The 16185-nt window shown below is 63.2% G+C and carries 18 protein-coding genes; 7 read left to right on the top strand and 11 right to left on the bottom strand.

The features are described 5' to 3' along the window. Positions 1 to 6: 6 nt before the first annotated feature. The 6 genes from I6E58_RS02005 to I6E58_RS01980 all read right to left on the bottom strand — a co-directional run bounded on the left by I6E58_RS02005 (position 7) and on the right by I6E58_RS01980 (position 5121). Entirely contained in the window at positions 7 to 1110 is a 1104-nt protein-coding gene (locus I6E58_RS02005; RefSeq protein ID WP_307841930.1) for an ABC transporter substrate-binding protein, read from the bottom strand. Between the two features lie 213 nt (positions 1111 to 1323). Then, positions 1324 to 1977 (bottom strand): hypothetical protein, encoded by a 654-nt coding sequence (locus tag I6E58_RS02000; RefSeq protein ID WP_197129807.1) that lies wholly within the window; start codon positions 1975 to 1977, stop codon positions 1324 to 1326. A 114-nt stretch (positions 1978 to 2091) separates the two neighbouring features. Next, positions 2092 to 2757 (bottom strand): hypothetical protein, encoded by a 666-nt coding sequence (locus I6E58_RS01995; RefSeq protein ID WP_197129804.1) that lies wholly within the window; start codon positions 2755 to 2757, stop codon positions 2092 to 2094. A gap of 75 nt (positions 2758 to 2832) precedes the next feature. Beyond that, the gene (locus I6E58_RS01990; RefSeq protein ID WP_129072525.1) at positions 2833 to 3510 is read right to left on the bottom strand and encodes a hypothetical protein; all 678 of its coding nucleotides are present in this window, start codon (positions 3508 to 3510) and stop codon (positions 2833 to 2835) included. A 56-nt stretch (positions 3511 to 3566) separates the two neighbouring features. Beyond that, the gene (locus tag I6E58_RS01985; RefSeq protein WP_231595118.1) at positions 3567 to 4415 is read right to left on the bottom strand and encodes a Crp/Fnr family transcriptional regulator; all 849 of its coding nucleotides are present in this window, start codon (positions 4413 to 4415) and stop codon (positions 3567 to 3569) included. Then, complete coding sequence (locus I6E58_RS01980) at positions 4372 to 5121, bottom strand: flavodoxin family protein (RefSeq protein WP_197129801.1); 750 nt, start codon at positions 5119 to 5121, stop codon at positions 4372 to 4374. Before I6E58_RS01980 ends, I6E58_RS01985 begins: the two co-directional genes overlap by 44 nt. Before the next feature lie 118 nt (positions 5122 to 5239). Here I6E58_RS01980 and I6E58_RS01975 point away from each other — a divergent pair, with 118 nt between their 5' ends. Beyond that, complete coding sequence (locus tag I6E58_RS01975; protein WP_197129797.1) at positions 5240 to 6697, top strand: NAD(P)/FAD-dependent oxidoreductase; 1458 nt, start codon at positions 5240 to 5242, stop codon at positions 6695 to 6697. A 60-nt stretch (positions 6698 to 6757) separates the two neighbouring features. Here I6E58_RS01975 and I6E58_RS01970 read toward each other — a convergent pair whose 3' ends face one another. Together I6E58_RS01970 and I6E58_RS01965 are read right to left on the bottom strand one after the other, a co-directional pair. Next, the gene (locus tag I6E58_RS01970) at positions 6758 to 7402 is read right to left on the bottom strand and encodes a CDP-alcohol phosphatidyltransferase family protein (protein WP_129072528.1); all 645 of its coding nucleotides are present in this window, start codon (positions 7400 to 7402) and stop codon (positions 6758 to 6760) included. 2 nt (positions 7403 to 7404) lie between these two features. Beyond that, the gene (locus I6E58_RS01965) at positions 7405 to 8205 is read right to left on the bottom strand and encodes a TVP38/TMEM64 family protein (protein WP_197129794.1); all 801 of its coding nucleotides are present in this window, start codon (positions 8203 to 8205) and stop codon (positions 7405 to 7407) included. A gap of 146 nt (positions 8206 to 8351) precedes the next feature. Between I6E58_RS01965 and I6E58_RS01960 the strand changes: the two genes are divergently transcribed. From I6E58_RS01960 to I6E58_RS01940, 5 genes are all read left to right on the top strand, one after another. Continuing rightward, on the top strand, positions 8352 to 9641 hold the full coding sequence (locus tag I6E58_RS01960) for an ABC transporter substrate-binding protein (RefSeq protein ID WP_197129792.1): 1290 nt from the start codon (positions 8352 to 8354) through the stop codon (positions 9639 to 9641). Next, positions 9638 to 10567, top strand: a complete 930-nt coding sequence (locus I6E58_RS01955; RefSeq protein WP_231595116.1) for an ABC transporter permease — start codon at positions 9638 to 9640, stop codon at positions 10565 to 10567. The genes I6E58_RS01960 and I6E58_RS01955 overlap by 4 nt, the downstream gene beginning before the upstream one ends. Next, positions 10564 to 11460 (top strand): ABC transporter permease, encoded by an 897-nt coding sequence (locus I6E58_RS01950; RefSeq protein ID WP_231595115.1) that lies wholly within the window; start codon positions 10564 to 10566, stop codon positions 11458 to 11460. Before I6E58_RS01955 ends, I6E58_RS01950 begins: the two co-directional genes overlap by 4 nt. Beyond that, entirely contained in the window at positions 11457 to 12611 is a 1155-nt protein-coding gene (locus I6E58_RS01945; protein ID WP_197129786.1) for an ABC transporter ATP-binding protein, read from the top strand. Before I6E58_RS01950 ends, I6E58_RS01945 begins: the two co-directional genes overlap by 4 nt. Positions 12612 to 12682: 71 nt before the next feature. Next, complete coding sequence (locus I6E58_RS01940) at positions 12683 to 13456, top strand: 1-acyl-sn-glycerol-3-phosphate acyltransferase (RefSeq protein WP_197129783.1); 774 nt, start codon at positions 12683 to 12685, stop codon at positions 13454 to 13456. A gap of 17 nt (positions 13457 to 13473) precedes the next feature. Here the strand turns inward: I6E58_RS01940 and I6E58_RS01935 are convergent, their stop codons facing one another. After that, complete coding sequence (locus I6E58_RS01935; protein ID WP_197129780.1) at positions 13474 to 13998, bottom strand: hypothetical protein; 525 nt, start codon at positions 13996 to 13998, stop codon at positions 13474 to 13476. A 190-nt stretch (positions 13999 to 14188) separates the two neighbouring features. Between I6E58_RS01935 and mgrA the strand changes: the two genes are divergently transcribed. Next, positions 14189 to 15217, top strand: coding sequence for an L-glyceraldehyde 3-phosphate reductase (gene mgrA / locus I6E58_RS01930; protein ID WP_197129777.1), 1029 nt, complete (start codon positions 14189 to 14191; stop codon positions 15215 to 15217). Here mgrA and I6E58_RS01925 read toward each other — a convergent pair. Both I6E58_RS01925 and I6E58_RS01920 read right to left on the bottom strand, forming a co-directional pair. Next, complete coding sequence (locus I6E58_RS01925) at positions 15214 to 15417, bottom strand: hypothetical protein (RefSeq protein WP_197129775.1); 204 nt, start codon at positions 15415 to 15417, stop codon at positions 15214 to 15216. The genes mgrA and I6E58_RS01925 overlap by 4 nt on opposite strands. Positions 15418 to 15469: 52 nt before the next feature. Further along, positions 15470 to 16129: a nucleotidyltransferase domain-containing protein gene (locus I6E58_RS01920; RefSeq protein ID WP_197129773.1), complete on the bottom strand. Its 660-nt coding sequence runs from the start codon at positions 16127 to 16129 to the stop codon at positions 15470 to 15472. Positions 16130 to 16185 lie beyond the last annotated feature (56 nt).

Raw genomic sequence — 16185 nt, 5'->3', positions numbered from 1 at the left:
GTCGGGTTAGTTTCCCGGCCAAATCAGTTCGCCGTCTGCATAGAGATCGGCGACGAGCGTTTCATCCATCATGTCGGTGATGGCGGGCAGGGTGTCGACGTTGCCGAACTGCTCGACGAGTTTGTACTCGGCCTCCCAGTCAGCGGCAGTTTGGGCTCCGGGGAGTCCGCTGTTGCTGTCCTTGACCCACTGCGATTCAACATTCCACGTGCGCTCGAGCTGATCGCGCGGGAAGGCGGAACCTTGACCGTTGTCTTCGGCGAGCTGCGCGATCATGTCGATGCATTCGTCGGAGCTGTCGAGGCAGAACTGCAGGGCGTGGAGTGAGGCGCGCATAAAGTCAGCGGCGACTTCACGGTTGTCGGCGAGGAACTCGGAGTTAACTTCCATGACGTTATACGTGCCCTCAACACCAACGTCAGAGGGGAAGAACTCGCTGAACGGTAGGCCCTGAGCGCGAAGGTTCTCGGGCTGGTTCGAGGCGTAGCCAACGATCGCGTCGACCTGACCGCGGGTGACGACGGTGGGGTCGTAGTTGGTCATCTTGATCAGTTCGACCTTGCTGACATCGACGTCAGCGGCATCCAGCATGGCGGAGGCGATCGGAGTGAGGTTGATGAAGTAGCCGAGCGAACCACCTTCGAGGTCCTTGAGGCTCTTAATCTTCTCGTTGGCGAAGATCGAGAACGGCGGGGTGTTGCCGTAGGTCGCGACCGCGGTGAGGTTCTTGCTGTTCGCCGCGGCGAGCATGACATCGGATGCCGAACCCAGGGCTGTGAATTCGGCCTGGCCGGACGAGACGAGCTGTTGCCCGTTCGCGCCGGACGCGTTGATCTCTACGTCGAGGCACAGGTCCTTGAAGTAGCCGAGCTCGTCGGCGAGGAAGACATCGAGTTGGCCGGCGCTGGCCGAGTAGCCGTAGCCGGAGATATAGGTGATAGTGCCGACCGCGGCGTTGCGGTCGCAGGCTTCCTGAGAGATCAGGAGGTCACCGGCGTCGGGCGTGGATTCTTCTGCTGGTGCTGTGCAGGCGGAGAGCGTGAGTGCTGTTACCAAGAGCGATGCGATGCCGAGGCCTCGCAGTTTCTTGGAATCAAGAGTTGTGTTCACTTGGATCCAGGTTCCTTCCTAGGCCTTATCCGTCATTGGATGGCTAGACAAAACGTACATGATCAAGATTGACTGTGCAAACTTGATTTACGGTCGCTTTGGTTGCCATCCCACGTCGGTCATCCGCAGTCATTAGTGCGCTGCGGGTAGACAGATCGTGCGCCCGGGAGCGCATGAGTGGTTGCTACTGACGTTAGCGGAGGAAGGCCGGAGTCAGTAGGCGCGCGTGGGATTCGCTACGCGAATCTGCTCGAGGGCAGCATCCGCAAGTTTCGTAGACAGCCGGTCATTATTGGCGGTGCCGTGAATCCACACGTCGTCGACGAAATAGTGAGTGTCATAGATGTCGTTCAACCCACTCAAAGTCAACACGTTCAATACAGTCACGCTCCCTAACGCTGTCTCTACTGCCCCTTCGTCGAGCAGGGCGGAAGCTAGCGTCGCGCGGTGGGTGGAGTCAATATCGATGACCGCGAGCCCAAAGAACCCATCGCCGCGGGGCACTCCCCACCAGCAGTCCTTCGCGACCGATGCGTTCGAGATCGCAGCAGCCTCTTCGGGCATAGACCACTCGTTCACGTCCACAAAATCCTCCTCCGCTAAAAGGACCGTGGATTCAGAGAAGGAGCTCTTAGCGACCTCGAGGGGCACCATCGTCGAGCACTCGGGAATCACGAGCGGCTCCACAACGGGAGTTGGTTCAGCGGTAGGTTCGCTCGGCTCGCTTGACGGCGCCAGTGACGGTTCCGTCGCGCTATCTATCGCGGCATCCGTCTCAGACTGCACGCAGCCGGTCAAGGCCAACACGATCAGGGCAGCGGATGCCGCAGCGATCGAAACGTGGACAGGTCGTAGTTGCTCATTCATGGGGCTCTCCTCGCATCCGTCGTTATGCCAGAAGGGTAGACCCACCTGTCTGCCCGTTACAGGGTTGTGGCCAAAATGTGAGAGTTGCTACGAAATGGTCTAGTCGAGCGTCGGTCAGTAGGTGCGCGTGGGGTTGGCGAGGCGCACCTGATCAAGCATGGCCATCGCGACCGGGGTGGTGAGGTCAACTGAGGGCCCGGTTACGAGAATCCAGAGGTCTCCGGTGAGCACGTGGGTGGTCGCCGTCGTTCCGACTTCGTTCTCGGAGATGAACTCGAGCGTGGCGATGTTGTTGTCAGTCGCCCCCTGATATCCGGCGGAAACCAGAGCCTCTGTCAGCGCCGTGATGTCGGCTTCAGAAATGTCACCAAGGGAAGCGGAGAAGACCCCGTCGGAATTCGGCACGCCCCAGATGCAGTTCTTCGCGATGCTGGCATCCGACTTCGCCGCGGCAATCTCGGGGATCTCTTCACCCGTAATCGCCAGAGAGTCTTGCTCGTCTAGCTTTTCGGTGCTCGTCGAGAAGAAGCTCTTCGCGTCGGTCAACGGCAACAACGTGTCGCAGCCAGGGATGATCAGCGGGTCCGGCGTGGGCAGCGGCGTAGAGCTCGGCGACGCGGTCGCTGACGGCGCACTCGTCGTGGGTATCGCTGTTTCAGTGGCGGTCGGCACGCAGCCAGCGAGGGCGATGCTCAGCATCATGACGGATGCCGCCACCGCCGAGATGCGTCCCCGAGTCGCCGCAGCATTGCCCGAGCAACCTTCGCGTTCACTGTTCATGACTGAAGAGTAACCCCGTATTGCTCCCGCAGGAAGGAAGCACCTCTGACTCCCGCGAGTACCGCTCTCAGTGTCCTAATACTCTCGGGTCGGGTTGGCGGCACGAACCTGCTCCAGCGCAGCATTTGCCACGGGGACCGAGACGCTAAACCGCGTACCCCCGGCATAAACCCAGAGATCATCGATGAGGTAGTGAGTGCGTCCGCTGGGCGCTATTGGGCCCTCTGCCTCGAGCATTAGCGATGTTGCTCCTCGGCTTTCGAAGCTGAAATAGCCCTCGCCAATCAGGGCGGCTGTCAGCAAGTCGGCGTCTGCTGGCGTCACGTCGGCTACGGTGAGCCCGAAGATCGCACCCGAGTTGGGGATGCCCCAGAGGCACGTGCGCCCCATCGTCGCGTTTGCGCCGAGAGTGTCTATAGCCGCGATCGGCTCTGAGGTGTAGTGACCAACATCGGTCGCATCTCCCTCAAAATACAGCTCTGTGTTGTCGCCCCACAGAGCCCGCGCATCAGCGATCGGGTAAAGGGCGTCACACTCCGGGATGGTGAGCGCCTCAGCTTCTGGTTCCGGAGCAGACGTCGGCTCCGGCTCGGAGGTCGCTGCCGGCTCCGATGGTAGCGGGGCTCCCCCATCAGGAGTCGCAGGGGTGCAGCCGCCGAGCGTCAACGCCACCAGAACGGTGCCGGCAATCGCGACCGAGCGACGAATGGGTGAACTTGCCACCCCTTTCTTGGGGCTCTGTAAGGCATCCATGCCTGCACGGTAGACCCATCGCTCTACTGCGCACGAGAGTAGTTACTACTCTCCCGCTAGCTGGACTGGCGAGCTAGCTGACCCAGAGCATCCGCATCGAGAATGACGACGCGAGCGCGCCCCTGCCGAATGATGCCGCGGCTGGCCAGCTCAGACATGGTTTTGCTTGTCGATTCGCGGGTGGCGCCGAGCAGCCCGGCGAGCTGGTCGTGGCTCAGGCGGATGGTCGGATGCGTGAAGCGCGGAGTGCGCGCCGATTCCGCCAGGCGAAGCAGAGTGCTGCACACGCGCGACTGCAGCGGGCGCAGCGCGAGATCGGTGAGGCGCTCCTCGAGGCGAACCACTTGCTCGCCCAGGTGCCGCGAAATGCGGATCGCGATGCGGGGGTCAGCGATGAGGTAGCGCTCCACATCTGCCGTGTTCATGAGGCAGATTTCTACGTCGTCGATCGCTTCGGCGTAGTTGTCGTACATGCGCTGCCCGACCATCATCATTTCGCCGAAGACTGCTCCGGGCTCGAGGATCGCCATCGTGAGCGCTTTGCCGTCTTCGGTCACCCGAAAGATGCGGATGCGGCCCTTCTTCAAAATGAAGAGGGCGGTCACCGGCTGGCTCTGGCTGAACACCATCTCACCGAGCGAGTACGAGCGGGAAGGCGCCATGCGATCCATCGCTTCGATCTCGTCAGGAGACAAATCGGAGAAGAGATCAACCTCGCTCAGGCAACTAAAGGAACCGTTGTCGATCGGCATCAGAGGTTCATGGTCCCTTCGCTGCGGCGACCACGGACGATCGCTCGCCAGCGGTGCTGACGCGATTTGCGCGCCGCACGAGACCATCGTTACACGATCAGGCTGGTGATCAGCGGTACTCGGGGTTGGCGTCGAAGCCGAAGCGTTCGCCATCGTTCCACTCTTTTCGCGAGTTGCCATAGGCCGGCACACCGCCGGCATTCTTGAGAATCGACGCCAGATGCATGAGGTTCCACGACATGAAGGTCGTGTTGCGGTTAGTGAAGTCGTTCTCGGGGCCACCCGAACCCTCGTCGAGGTAGCTGGGACCGGGGCCGATCTCGCCGAGCCAGCCGGCATCCGCTGCGGGTGGGATGACGTAGCCAATGTGCTGGAGGCTGTACAGCAGCGACATGGCGGAGTGCTTCACGCCATCCTCGTTACCGGTGAAGAGTGCGCCGCCGACCTTGCCGTAAAACACGTACTGACCCTTGTCGTTGAACTCGCCACTCATCGCGTAAAGACGCTCGATGAGCATCCGCGTCACTGACGAGTTGTCGCCGAGCCAGATCGGTCCGCCGATCACAAGGATGTCGGCCGCTTCGATGAGGGGCCAGACTTCGTCCATCCAGGCATCCTTCTCCCAGCCGTGCTCGCGCATATCGGGGTAGACGCCGATCGCGATGTCGTGGTCGACAAATCGCAGGCTGTCGACGTGCACTCCGGCGCTGCGCATGAGGTCGATGCTCTTATCCATGAGCCCCTGCGTGTGGCTCATATCGGGGCTCTTCTTCAACGTGCAGTTGATGAAGACAGCCTTGAGACCGTCGTAGCGAGGAGCCTCAGCGGCAGTGGACTGTGCAGAAGTTTCGGTAGCCATTTGCCGAGACTACGCCCGGGGTATCCCTCGGAACTGTGATCTAGCGTACGGTTCGCTGAACAGCACGCTGCTAGAAAGTAGGGGGGCAATTGCCCCCTTGGCTCAGGAAAGAGATCGCATGTCCCCGCAGCACAGCACGCCCACCCACTGGGACCTCATTGTCATCGGTTCGGGGAGCGCAGGCATCGTCGCCGCTAAAACTGCGGGTCGCTTCGGCGCGCGAGTGCTGCTCGTGGAACGTCACCGCCTCGGTGGAGACTGCCTCTGGACCGGCTGCGTTCCGTCGAAGTCTCTTATCGCGGCCGCCCATGCTGCGCATGTCGCGCGCAGCTCTGAGCGATTCGGAGTCACAACCGACAATGTCACAGTCGACTTTGCCCGCGTGATGGGCCATGTGCAGAGCGCCGTCGCCACGATCGAACCCCACGACTCTGCCGAGGCGTTCGCCGAATTTGGCATCGAAGTCGCCCACGGCACTGCTCAATTCACTGGCCGTCATGCTCTCGAGATCGACGGTGTTCCGCACACGTTCGCGCAGGCCGTGATCGCGACCGGCACCGTGCCGCGCGTTCCGACCTTCACCGGCACCGACAGCATCCAGATGCTCACGAGCGACAGCATTTGGGAACTCGACGAACTCCCCGCGCGCCTTGTCGTACTGGGCGGCGGCGCGATCGGCAGCGAACTCGGTCAAGCGATGGCCCGCCTCGGATCTGACGTCACCATCGTCAACCGCAGCGCCCGCATTCTGCCCGCTGAAGAAGAGCGTGCGAGCGCCGTGCTGCAGACGACGTTCGACCGCGACGGCATCACTGTGCTTCACGGCCGCAGCGCCGTTGAAGTCGTCTCGAGCGATGGCCTGAGTGGCGAAGTTGTTCTTGATGACGGCAGCCGCGTTCCCTTCGATCGCTTGCTCGCCGCGATCGGTCGCACTCCCAACCTCGGCACCCTCTCCCCCGAAACCGCTGGCGTTGCCCTCACTCAACAGGGCTACGTTGACGTGGATGCCTCGCTGCGCACCGCAAACAAGCACATCTGGTCAGCCGGCGACGTGGCGGGCCTGCCGAAGTTCAGCCACATCGCGGGCGTCAGCGGCGGCATCGCCGGCACCAACGCGATCTTGGGACTGCGCCGTAAGTTCAACGAGGCCGTCGTTCCTCGAGTCACCTTCACCTCGCCTGAGATTGCCGCCGTTGGCCTCACTGCCTCGGATGCTGTCGACGGCAAGCACCGCGTCTTCACTGGAGAGCACAGCGCTACCGATCGCGCCATCGCTGAGGGCGAAGAGGATGGATTTGCCCAGATCGTCGTCAGCTCAAGCGGCCGCGTTCTCGGCGGAACTATCGTCGGCCCGCGCGCCGGCGAAAGCCTGGGCGAACTGACCGTTGCCGTGAGCGCCAAGCTCTCGACCAGCACTCTCGCTGGAGCCACTCACGCGTACCCGACCTTTAGCGATGCGCTCTGGACCGCCGCGATTGCCGACGTGCAATACCGGTTGAAGAGCGGAATCGTGGCGTCGGCCATCCAACTGCTCGTGCGGGTGCGCCGCGCGATTGTGGGCAAGCCGCGCGACTAGAAGGTAGCGGTTCGCTGGCTCGCTGTTAGTTGGTCGCCAGTCGCCGGATCGCGGATCGCGCTAGCGCAGCAGGCGGTAGCCGACGATCATGCGCTGGGCGGCGCTGACCAGTACGACGATGCTCCAGACGATCGCGATCTGCCACGCGAAGAACGGCAGCACAAGCCACAGGGTGTGAACGAACACCGTCTCGCCACCCTCGGCGATACGACCGAGGAAGAACAGTGAACGGTTGTCGTCATCCGAGAGCGTGCGGCCCGTGCGTTCGGCGATCGACGAGAACGCCAGAAACGCGGCCCCGTTGATGTAATAGGCAAACAAGACGACCAGGAACGGCCACCACGGCGCAGCGAATGCAGTCGTGGCACCGATCGCGACTCCCACGACAGTCGCGCCATAAACCACAAAGTCGGCGACGATATCGAGAAAGCCGCCCGCTTCGCTCGCGGTGGCCGAACGAGGGGCGGATGCCGCAACAAGCCGGCGCCGAGCCAGCGTTCCGTCGAGCCCGTCGAGCACTCGCGAGAGCAGCCACGCGACCGCCGCCAGAGCCCAGAGCTGGGTGGCGGCGAGCGCCGCACTGCTCAGCCCGATAACGAGCCCGGCCACCGTGAGCCGGTCAGGCGTGATCCAGGGCACGTCGAGAGCCGAAGCCAGGGCGTTCAGAGGCTTGCTGACTGCTCGACGCAGCTGGACATCCAGCATCGTTAGATTTTCTCCGCGGTGATGTCGCCAGCGCTGTCGCCGCTAGCAGTGTCGCCAGCAGCAGCACTGTCGCCAACGAGAGTGTCACCACCAACAGCGTCGCCAGCGGCATCCGGGGCAAGCGCTGAGCTCTCCCCCGCTGCAGCAGCAGCAGCAGCAGCATCCTTCTTGCGAATACGGCCAGCGACGACGCCACCGCCAATGGTCAGCAAGGCGAGCGCGGCGAGGGCAATGTAGAAACCGCCGTTAAGTTCGGCCCCGTAGGCACCGACGGCCACAAACGCCATCGTGCCGGGGATGATGCCGATGGTCGTGCCGATCATGTAGTCGCGCACGCGCACGGCGGTGAGGCCCGCGGCGTAGTTGATGACGGTGAAGGGCACGAGCGGAATGAGGCGCAGCACGATCATCGAGAGCAACCCGCGCTTCTGCAGCATGTCATCGACGGCCCGCACCCGCCCACCGGTGTACTGCTCCACGGCGTCGCGGCCGAGCATCCGACCGATCCAGAACGATGCTGCGGCTCCCGCAACGGCGCCGACGAGAACCAGTAGCGTTCCGATCCAGAGTCCCCAGGCAAGGCCCGCGGCGATACTGATGACAGCCTTGGGCGCCGGTGTGAGGGTGAGGATCGCGTAGGCGAGGATGAAGATTCCCGCGCCGAGCAGCCCGGTGCTTTCGGCCCACGATTGAATCTCTTCGACCGATGGGATGTCGATCGTGAACGCCACGATGACGATCGCGATAAGGAAGACGACGAAGGCGCCAGCTTTCCACAGGGCAGAGGCGCGTTTCTTGTTCATGCGGCCAATGCTATGTCGCAGCTATGAAGTCGGTATGTGATGTGGCTTACTGAAGGGAGATGTTGTTCACACTTAATGTGGGGGTGCGCTGCGTCGGGCAACTGGGCAGCATCTTCGTGAGCCCTCATTATCTAAGGAGCACCGTCGTGCACACCTGGTCACCGTTTCGCCCTGCGACAGCTCCGAACGCTGCGGTGGTCCGTCGCCGCACGCTGTCGCTGCTCGCTACCGCTGCCATCAGCGCCTTGGCGCTCGCCGCGTGCTCCGCGCCGACAACCTCACCGCAGGGCCCCGAGTTCTTCGACTGGTCTGACGTGCAGGTTGCCGCTGACGGCCAAACCGTGAAGTTGTGGATGTGGGGCGGCGACGATCAGGGCAACGCCTACGTCGATGATGTGTTGGCTCCGGCTGCGGCGGCGCAGGGTGTGACGCTCGAACGCGTGCCGATCGCGGACACGAAGGATGCGCTCAACCGCGTCTTCACTGAGCTGCAGGCTGGCCGCAACGACGATGGTGCTGTCGATCTCGTCTGGATCAACGGTGACAACTTTCGCACCGGCAAGCAGGCCGATGCTTGGTTCTGCGACTGGACGGGACTGCTGCCGAACATGAGCCTCGTCTCCGACAGCGACCCGCTTCTCACGGAAGACTTTGGAACCCCCGTCGATGGCTGCGAAGCTCCCTGGCACAAGGCGCAGTTCTCCTTCGTTTACAACTCGGCCACTGTCGAGAACCCGCCGACGACGATCGACGGCATTCTCGATTGGGCCGAAGCCAACCCCGGTCGCTTCACCTACCCGGCCGCTCCCGACTTCACGGGTTCCGCATTCTTGCGGTCAGTTCTCTACAGCGAATCCGGTGGCTACGAGAATGTGCCCTCCACCTTCAGCGACGAAGCGTTTGACGAACTGTCGCCCGCACTGTTCGACCGGCTCGAAGCCCTCGCGCCGTCACTGTGGCGCGAAGGAAGCACGTACCCCGCAACATCCGAACAACTCACGAAGCTCTTTGCCGACGGCGAGATCGACATGATGATGACCTACGGCCCCGCCACTCTCACCGCGCTGGTCGAGAACGGCACGCTTCCCGACACGACGCGAGTGCTGACCGTGGATGATGGCACGCTCGGCAACGCCAGCTTCTTCGGCATCCCCAGCAACTCGGGCAACATCGCCGGCGCCATGGTTGTCGCCAACGAAGCGCTCTCGGTTGAACAGCAAGTCTCCAAAGCTGACCCGGCCGTGTGGGGCCAGTTCACGGTTCTTGATCTGGATGCTCTCTCCGCCGCCGATCGCGAGCTCTTCGATGCGCTGCCGCAGTCGCCGGTAGTGCCGAGCTTCGACATCCTTTCGCGCAACGCGAGCCCCGAGCTCTCGGCGGAGTGGGTTCCGGCCATCGACGAAGCGTGGCGCACTCGGATCGCCGCCGGCCAATGACGGGAGTCTCGGCGGCGGAGCCGCGGGCACCCGCCAGCACCGCGGCAGCCGCAGAAGCAGGCGGAGCTGTACTGCGCGCCCGCAGAAACCGTCGACGCTGGTTACGACCAACTCTCTTGGTGCTACCCGCCGTTATCCCGGTCGCGTTCGTCGTGATCGGTGGAGTGGGCACGACGCTGCTGCAGAGCCTCGGCCTCATGCCGCTGGTCGGCGCGGCCGAACTCAGCACTGCCGCGTTCGACGACACCGACGAGCTGCTCACCTCCGCACTGCTGTCGCTCTCAATAGCTGTGGTCTCCACGGCGATCGCCGCTGTTGTCGGCTTCTTCACCGCAGTGCTGATCATTTCGGGCAACGTGGGCGGTCGCATCGTGGGCGCCCTCGGCGCTGCCGCGGTCACCGTTCCGCATCTCGTTGGGGCGGCAACAGTGGGGCTGCTGCTCTCCGACTCCGGCGTGCTCGCCCGTCTCTTCGGAGTCTCGCCCGACGCCTGGCCCGCGCTCGTCGCCGGCCCCACCTGGTTCGCCGTGATCGCCGAATACGCGTGGAAAGAATCGGCCTTCGTCGCCCTCATTATCGTTGGCACCCTCGCCACCCGCATCACTTCGTACGACGAAACCGCCGCCGTTCTCGGCGCGCACCGCTCGGCGCGATTGAGGCTCGTACTCTTTCCGCTGGCGGCACCGTCACTGCTGGTGGCATCCGCAATCGCTTTCGCGTACACGCTTGGCTCCTATGAAGTGGCGTGGATGCTCGGCCAGACCTACCCCGAACCCCTCTCGGTCATGGCGCTGCGCCTCTTCAACTCCGCCAGTCTCACCGCTCGGCCGGAGGCAGCAGCCATCGGCGTCATCACGGTCGCGCTGACGGCCGCAGTGATCGCCGTCGCCATGCTCGGCCTACGACGAATGCGAGCGTGGCGATGACGCTCTCCACCAGCAACGTTGACGTCGATAGCGCGAAACGCCATCAACGAGAACGCCGCGAGCGCCGGATGCCGGGCGACGCGGGCAGCCCCCTCTCGCAATCCCGCGGAGTGATGCGCACCGCGCGCCTCGTCTCGACCGCGCTCGTAGCCCTCTGGTTCGCGCTCCCGTTCTTGCCGCTTATGCTGTGGTCGTTCGCGAACTCGTGGTCGGCGCCCGATGTGTTGCCGATGACGCTGGGGACGGATGGCCTCACCGCCGCCCTCGCGAACGGTGCTGTGGCTGCCTTTGGTGACTCCCTGCTGCTCTCGCTCATCGTCGCCGCCATTGCCACTCCTGTCGGAGCAATGGCCGCCCGCGCGCTTTCCCGCCGCACTCTGCCGTTCGGTCGACTCGTGAGCGTGCTGCTCTTCTCTCCCGTGCTGCTGCCGCCGTTCGCCGCCGTGCTCGGCATCAACGTGGTGCTGTTGCGGGCGTGGGTGCCACCCGAGCTCGGCGTGATTCTCGTGCTCGTGGTGGTCGCAATTCCGTACACGACGTTCTCGATGCGGGTGGCCTATGCCGCCTACGATGACGGTTTCGATGAGGCTGCGCGCACGCTCGGCGCGACCTCCCGGTTCACGCTGTGGCGGGTTCACCTACCGCTCATTGCGCCCGCGCTGGCTCGTTCAGCGTTCTTGGCGTTCTTGGTCGGCTGGAGCGACTACCTCGTCACGCTGGTAATCGGTGGGGGGCAGCTGGTGACCTTGCCGCTGATTATCGCGTCGAGCGCGGCAGGCATCGGCAACGAATCGAGTGTGGCCGTGTTGTCGCTCTCCGCGGTAATCCCGCCCCTCATTCTTCTGGCGCTCGTCTCGCGGGCCCGCAACCTCGATCCAGGGAAGCAATCATGAGCCCCACCCCGCCCGTCGCCGCTTCGATCGCTGCGGAGGCGGCCCCATCGGCGATCACCCTCACGGGCGTGACAAAAACCTATTCGGCCACTTCTCCGGCGGCACTCCACGGCGTAAATCTCGATATTCTGCCCGGCACGAGCACGGCCGTCGTCGGGCCCAGTGGCTCGGGCAAGAGCACGATCCTGCGGATCATTGCCGGCCTGGAGGATGCCAACGGCGGCCAAGTGCGCTTGGCCGGGCGAGACGTGACGGCCCTGCTACCGGAAGACCGCGGCATCGCGATGGTCTTCCAGAACCCGCTGCTCTTTCCGCACCTCACGGTGCTCGACAATGTGGCCTTCGCCGATCGAGCGGCGGGCGTGAACCGTCGAGAGGCTCGCGAACGAGCCCGGGAACACCTCGAACTCGTCCACATGACGGAGTTCGGCGGGCGCTCGCCCCATTCGCTCTCGGGCGGTCAGCAGCAGCGCGTTGCTGTGGCGCGAGCACTTGCCGCGAAGCCCTCTGTGCTGCTGCTCGATGAACCATTCAGCGCTCTCGACCCTGGCCTCAAAGACGATATGCACGCGATGATCGCCGAGATTCGTGCCGCCCTCAACCCCACCATTCTGTTCGTCACTCACGACCGCGACGAAGCCAGCGCGATGGCGGAGCGCATCGTCGTGCTCGACAACGGCGAACTACTGCAGCACGACACCGTCGATCACGTTTTTCACCGGCCCGCTTCTCTCGCAGTCGCCCGGCTGCTCGGCGGCAAGAACGCGTTCGCGGGCACGATTGAGAATGGCGTGCATCGTTCTGCGCTCGGCGACGTCGCTCTCCACGGCGACGTTGCCTCCGGGCCCGCGACACTCGTCTTTCGCCACGAAGCTGTCACTTCCACCTTGCGTCAACCCGCCAGCGGGGCGGATTCTGCCGCTCCCGCCAACCGTCACGCCGACGCCGCAGCGTGCCAGCGGTTCGGCCCGCGCGAACTGCTCGGCATCGTGACGTCCACCGTTCAGCGGGGCCCGCGCCGCGAGGTCATTGTGCGGGTCGCGGATGCCGACGTGCACACCGAGGCAGCCCCCGGGCATCCGCTCGCCCTCGGCGATCTCGTCACAGTGAGTTTGCCGTGTGAAGCGCTCTGGGCTGTACCCCAGCGTTGACCCACCCCACGATCAGCCGTCGTGACAATCACGAGCGGCAAACTCCCATCGAGTTCTCATAAAGTAGAACCATGAAGTACCGCAACGAGCCGATCTACACGGCAGCGATCGCTACGGGGCGCGCCATGTTCGGCGCTCTTCGCGTGCGCCGCACCATAATCGGTGCAGAGAATTTGCCCGCTTCCGGCGGCGCCGTCATCGCCATGACCCACTTCGGGTACCTCGAGTTTGCGCTCGTGGAATGGGCGTTGTGGCTGCACAACCGCCGTCGCATCCGCTTCATGGCAAAGAAGAACGTGTTCGATAAGCCCATTGTCGGCTCATTCATGCGCAACATGAAACACATCCCCGTCGACATGAAGGCGGGCGCCACGGCCTACGCTGCCGCCGTGAAGGCACTGAAGTCGGGCGAGCTCATTGGAGTCTTTCCCGAAGCCGGCGTGAGTGCGTCGTACACGATTCGCGATTTCAAGACCGGCGCAGCGCGGCTTGCGGCCGAAGCCGGCGTTCCCCTTGTTCCCCTCGTTCTCTGGGGCGGTCAACGTCTTCTCACCAAGAACCGAAAGATCACCCTGAGTGAGCGCACCAATGTCCCGGTCGTCATGGTCGTGGGCGACCCGATCACGGTGGCACCAACGGATGACGCCATCGAGGCGACCGCGAAACTCAAAACCACGATGGAAGGTCTGCTCGAAACCGCGCAGAAGTCGTATCCCGTCGAGGGAGCAGGCCAATGGTGGTTCCCGCGTCATCTGGGTGGCACCGCGCCCACTCCCGAAGAAGCGGCGGCGGCGGATGCTGCCCGCGATCTGCGCCGAGCCGAAGCTGCGCGCAAAGACAAGTAGCGACGACGTCTGAGCAGCTAACCGCAGTCTCCTTCTCCCCCGGTCAGTTGAATGCCCGAGCGAGCGCTGAATTTCGCGCCGTTCGCGGTGTAGCGAATGAGGAGTCCGTCAAGGTTCGCGCGTGCGTGCTCGCCGGTAGAACGCAGCTCAGTCACTAAGGACGCATCAACCGTTCCGCTGAAAGTAAACCCGATGCCGTCTTCCCGGTTCTCCCACGCATCAGTCCACCGATCAGCGGGCGGATACGGAGCCAGGCCAAACTTCTCGGGGTCGCCGCCGTACGGCATTGCATTCACGCTCAGAATCTCGACTCCGACCGGGTTGATCGGCTCAACAGCCGTAATGACGATGGTTTTGTTACCGGTGTAGTCGATCGTCGTCCCCAACGCCGTGGGGGCGGAACCAAAATCAGTGCACAGGCCGACGTTCATCTGTTCATCGAAAGTAACCGGTCCGGACGTGGCTAGGACTGTCGTGGAGACCAGGAGGGCCAGCACCGCCGCGAGCGCCGCGGGAATGATCGTGAACATTCGAGGCTTCATAGCGGGCACCGCATCCGTTCTCACAGCACGTCACACAATCGAGGGCGAGCACCGTAGGCGAACTGCGGTGGCTTCTTCGCTCAGAGTAACCCGAGCGGTGCGCAGACTCTAGCAAAATCTGAGGATTAAACGAGAATGCTCTAGCGTGCAGAATGCTCTGGCGTGCAGATTGCTGTGGCAGCATGAGCAGATGGTTTATGTCGCTGATGATGCCCGTTACGAACCGATGCCCTACCGCCGTGTGGGGCGTAGTGGCCTGAAGCTGCCCGCCGTCTCGTTGGGGCTGTGGCAAAACTTCGGGGATGACAAACCCCTCGCCACCCAGCGGGCGATTCTGCGCCGCGCGTTCGATCTCGGCGTCACCCACTTCGACCTCGCCAACAACTACGGCCCTCCCGCCGGTTCTGCGGAGTCGAACTTCGGCCAGATTCTGCGGGAAGATTTTCGCCCCTACCGCGACGAGATGATCATTTCGAGCAAGGCCGGCTACGACATGTGGCCGGGGCCCTACGGTGTGATGGGATCGCGCAAGTACTTGCTTGCGAGCCTCGACCAGTCGCTGAACCGACTCGGTCTCGACTATGTCGACATCTTCTACTCCCACCGTGCCGACCCCGACACTCCTCTCGAGGAGACGATGGGCGCGCTTCACACCGCCGTCACTTCAGGCCGCGCACTCTATGCCGGAATCTCGAGCTACTCCCCTGAACTCACGCGTGAAGCCGTGCGCATCATGAATGACCTCGGAACGCCCCTGGTCATCCACCAGCCCTCGTATTCGATGTTCAACCGGTGGATCGAAGCCGACCTTCTCGACACCGTCGACGAACTCGGGTTGGGCGTCATTGCCTTCTCGCCGCTCGCTCAGGGACTGCTCACTGACCGCTATCTCGGCGAGGTTCCCGCCGACTCGCGGGCAGCCAAGGGTGGCTCGCTCAAGTCGGGAATGCTCAACGACGAAACGCTCGGCCGCGTGAAGGCACTCAACGACATCGCTTCCGGCCGCGGCCAGACGCTAGCCCAGCTCGCCATCTCGTGGGCGCTGCGCAACGACCGCGTCACTTCCGCCCTGATCGGTGCTTCGAGCGTTTCGCAGCTCGAGCAGAATCTTGCTGCAGTTCAGAACCTTACTTTCGAGGATGCTGAGCTGGCTGCAATCGACGAGCACGCCAAGGATGCCGGCATCAACCTGTGGGCGGCATCGAGCGCGGTTTCCTAGCTCGGGTCGACCTCGGGGCTCGGGTCGGCCTCGGGGCTTGCATCGGGGCTCGAATCGGCCGCCGCGTCACGCTTGCGCTTCGACGTTTCGTCGAAGACCTGAGGGTCGCCATTGCCACCACCGTTTGCTTGCACAACGCTCTGCGCGATGTTCGCTGCCGTCGCGCCGAGGCGATAGAGAAGGAGGGTGAATTTCGACATGAGTGTAACTCTAGTCTTGAGGGCTGAGCAGGCCGGGTTCCCAAAGCATCTTTCAGCGAAGGTGGTGGGAGGAACTCATCGACTCGATCAGTTCTCGGAGTTCTGGGCCGTTGAATGTCACGGCGTCACCCCTCCACGATTCGATCATCGGATCGTCACTCGTAACCATGTTCCGCAGAAGCTCCCGCTTCGCCGTGAAAACATTGCAGTCGTTGCCGGTCCAGCCAAGAACGGCCTGAGAAATCTGCTCAATAGCCGCCTGCCCGCTTTCGTCGGTCACAAAATCGGGGAGGACGACCACGAGGTCTATATCGCTGGCCGGAGTGCCAGTTCCTCGGGCGACCGAACCGAATAGCGCGATAGTCGTTGCAGACGCCGCTTGGGCTCCGAGTGCCGAGGAAGCAACGTCAACGATTCGCTCCTGCAGCAGCGGCACGGCAGACTCCGCCGTGTGAAGTAGCGGCTCTAGGGCGGCCCACAGCAGATGGTCTCGGTTCGCGCGGTACAGCATCGATCTACCCGCACTGTCGGCGAGAACGAGCCCTTGCTCTTCAAGCCGGAGGAGCGTCAGACGGACTCCCGACTGAGAGCCCCGGTGCGCGAGCTCCGCCACCTGGCGCCCCGTCAAGGGCCGAGTGGTGCGAGCAAGCACCGTGAGCACGTCGCCATCAAGCGACGGGAAAACGGTCGCGATCGGATTGCTGAGATCCATACCCTCCCCGATCGCTTCGCTTCCTAGTCACATTAGGCTTTGATTAGAATACTACT

The sequence above is a fragment of the Salinibacterium sp. SWN1162 genome, assembly GCF_015864675.1.
In the GTDB taxonomy this organism is placed as follows: domain Bacteria; phylum Actinomycetota; class Actinomycetes; order Actinomycetales; family Microbacteriaceae; genus Rhodoglobus.
The sequence above is the reverse complement of the archived record's forward strand: the minus strand, read 5'-3'. Positions and strand labels throughout refer to the sequence as shown.

Bases quoted from the DNA above. Each gene is read 5' to 3' on its own strand.
- I6E58_RS02000 (WP_197129807.1), bottom strand. From the start codon at position 1,977: ATGAATGAGCAACTACGACCTGTCCACGTTTCGATCGCTGCGGCATCC.
- I6E58_RS01995 (WP_197129804.1), bottom strand. From the start codon at position 2,757: ATGAACAGTGAACGCGAAGGTTGCTCGGGCAATGCTGCGGCGACTCGG.
- I6E58_RS01990 (WP_129072525.1), bottom strand. From the start codon at position 3,510: ATGGATGCCTTACAGAGCCCCAAGAAAGGGGTGGCAAGTTCACCCATT.
- I6E58_RS01985 (WP_231595118.1), bottom strand. From the start codon at position 4,415: ATGGCGAACGCTTCGGCTTCGACGCCAACCCCGAGTACCGCTGATCAC.
- I6E58_RS01980 (WP_197129801.1), bottom strand. From the start codon at position 5,121: ATGGCTACCGAAACTTCTGCACAGTCCACTGCCGCTGAGGCTCCTCGC.
- I6E58_RS01975 (WP_197129797.1), top strand. From the start codon at position 5,240: ATGTCCCCGCAGCACAGCACGCCCACCCACTGGGACCTCATTGTCATC.
- I6E58_RS01970 (WP_129072528.1), bottom strand. From the start codon at position 7,402: ATGCTGGATGTCCAGCTGCGTCGAGCAGTCAGCAAGCCTCTGAACGCC.
- I6E58_RS01965 (WP_197129794.1), bottom strand. From the start codon at position 8,205: ATGAACAAGAAACGCGCCTCTGCCCTGTGGAAAGCTGGCGCCTTCGTC.
- I6E58_RS01955 (WP_231595116.1), top strand. From the start codon at position 9,638: ATGACGGGAGTCTCGGCGGCGGAGCCGCGGGCACCCGCCAGCACCGCG.
- I6E58_RS01950 (WP_231595115.1), top strand. From the start codon at position 10,564: ATGACGCTCTCCACCAGCAACGTTGACGTCGATAGCGCGAAACGCCAT.
- I6E58_RS01945 (WP_197129786.1), top strand. From the start codon at position 11,457: ATGAGCCCCACCCCGCCCGTCGCCGCTTCGATCGCTGCGGAGGCGGCC.
- I6E58_RS01940 (WP_197129783.1), top strand. From the start codon at position 12,683: ATGAAGTACCGCAACGAGCCGATCTACACGGCAGCGATCGCTACGGGG.
- I6E58_RS01935 (WP_197129780.1), bottom strand. From the start codon at position 13,998: ATGAAGCCTCGAATGTTCACGATCATTCCCGCGGCGCTCGCGGCGGTG.
- mgrA (WP_197129777.1), top strand. From the start codon at position 14,189: ATGGTTTATGTCGCTGATGATGCCCGTTACGAACCGATGCCCTACCGC.
- I6E58_RS01925 (WP_197129775.1), bottom strand. From the start codon at position 15,417: ATGTCGAAATTCACCCTCCTTCTCTATCGCCTCGGCGCGACGGCAGCG.
- I6E58_RS01920 (WP_197129773.1), bottom strand. From the start codon at position 16,129: ATGGATCTCAGCAATCCGATCGCGACCGTTTTCCCGTCGCTTGATGGC.